The organism is Paenibacillus sp. AR247 (assembly GCF_002968895.1).
Classification (GTDB): Bacteria; Bacillota; Bacilli; order Paenibacillales; family Paenibacillaceae; genus Paenibacillus_AQ; species Paenibacillus_AQ favisporus.
In genome coordinates this window covers 459251-461155 of the sequence record NZ_PCZT01000009.1, presented here as the reverse complement: position 1 = coordinate 461155, position 1905 = coordinate 459251, and the positions used below count along the sequence as shown (strand labels likewise).

The 1905-nt window shown below is 46.2% G+C and carries 2 protein-coding genes; one reads left to right on the top strand and one right to left on the bottom strand.

The genetic code is table 11. The features are described 5' to 3' along the window. On the top strand, window positions 1–334 hold a 334-nt coding region (locus CPT76_RS39345; RefSeq protein ID WP_258168262.1), incomplete at its 5' end, for a hypothetical protein. A gap of 110 nt (window positions 335–444) precedes the next feature. Here CPT76_RS39345 and CPT76_RS10095 read toward each other — a convergent pair. Then, window positions 445–1746 carry a sensor histidine kinase gene (locus CPT76_RS10095; RefSeq protein ID WP_258168261.1) on the bottom strand — a complete coding sequence of 434 codons (1302 nt, stop codon included), beginning with the start codon at window positions 1744–1746 and terminating at the stop codon, window positions 445–447. Window positions 1747–1905 lie beyond the last annotated feature (159 nt).

Below are 1905 nucleotides of genomic sequence, written 5' to 3'. Positions count from 1 at the left end.
AGCATCTGTTCCATCTGGTCTTCATTCGCTATATCCGAAATCGCAATGGTGTGCTCATTATAGCAAAAGCAAGCTCCTTCAACACCACATTGCCTCCTTCTCCATCGAACTCCTTATAGCTTCAGCACTCTGTCCTTCCGAATTTTCTGAAGCAGGCGCCGTAGAATTTGATGCTCCTTCGCCTTCGGCCTGTTCGTTCGACGGTTTTTTTCAGCCGAGTTCTGCGCCGCTTCTGGCGACTTGGCGCCATTGGACTGACAGCCCGTCAGTGCCATCGTTAGTAAAATACTCAGCAGGATACCAGCTGCAGCTTTATTTATCAATTTCATCATGATCCCTCCATAAATGTGTGATTTCTTCTTATGAAGTGATTGTAAAAAAAGCATTTGTTAGTCTCATAACAGAATTGTATCAATCTTGTAACGTAACTATTTACGCGCGTTTTTACGCACGGGGTAACACAATCGTAACGGTCGTTCCTTCCCCGATCTGACTTTCCATGTCGATATATCCATTAAACCGTTCTACAATCTCTTTGCAAATCGCAAGTCCAAGACCTGAACCGTTCGCTGTGCTTGCATTTTTCGCCCGGTAAAAGCGTTCCTGCACTCTCTCCAGCTCATCGCCCGCGATACCGATACCTTGATCACGTATCCGTATAACTACCTCGCTTGGCGTATGTTCCAACTTTAATTCGATTAGCGATGGACTGCCTGAATATTTGATGGCATTGTCCACAAGGTTGGCGATCGCATGGGACATCAGCATTGGATTCACGTTGGCGTGGACTCTCGTCAGAAGCTTATCCTCCGGTTCCGCTTCCGCCTCCCTGAACATAATCTCGATTCCTTTATCTTTGGCCTTGGCACTCATACTCATTGCGACTTGCTGAATCAGTTCGTTCATTTCCGTCTTCCGAGCTTCCAGTTCGTTAGAACCAGCCTTGTCGAATCGGGATAGCAACAACAGTTCATTAATCAAGCGCGTCAGCCGATCCGATTCCTGAAGCAGATGAGCATAGATTTTTTGCAGCTCCTTGTTCTCGTTCTCCCCTTCAACCAAGTATTGAGAGAAACCACGAATTGCTGCCAATGGTGTTTTTAACTCGTGAGATACGTTGGAGACAAATTGTTTCTGGTACTGAATGTAATCATGAAGCTGCCGCCCCATGGAATCCAGCCCATCTGCCAGCATGCCCAGCTCATCCTTCCGATTTAGATGAACTCTCCGAAACTCCTGTCTAGCGAAACTTTGCGCAGCGCCAAGCAGCAGCTTAATCGGCTTGGTTGTGTTGCGGGCAATCCACAGACTGGATAACGTAATCAGTACAATAAATCCGCCTGCACCCGCAAACAGGATATAACGGATTTGATCCATAATCGCATAAAAGTAGGAAATGTCCTCCACGAACTCATACACATAAGCGTTTTGGTAGTATTGATCCTGAATGGGGGTGGCAAAATAAAGCAGATGATTTTTCGTTACGGTGTAGGCGTAACTGCCGCTCAGGGCTTTCTCAATATTCTTTTCAAAAATAAGAGGTTTGCCATCATGAATGATGATGCCATCCACAGCCAAGCCCAGCAACTGCTTGGAGCTATCATAGATACGTACTTCCTTGCCTGAAGCTTTCAGCTTCTCCAGAGCAAGTCTGACGATTTCTTTTGTCTGCGGCTCTCCTGTCGATGATCTATGCTGTGCCAACACCTCACGGAAGGACAACTCGGACAGATCCGCCTTCTCCATCATCTGTTTTTCAATGGTAATGAAGCTGTAGTAATCGATGGCTTTATTCACCGCAAAAATGATGATGCCAAAGGACAGCACGGAGAAAAATAAATAATTCAGCAGTAACCGGGTTGCATACTTCAGGCCTCGCCACCTCCAAGTTGATAACCAAATCCA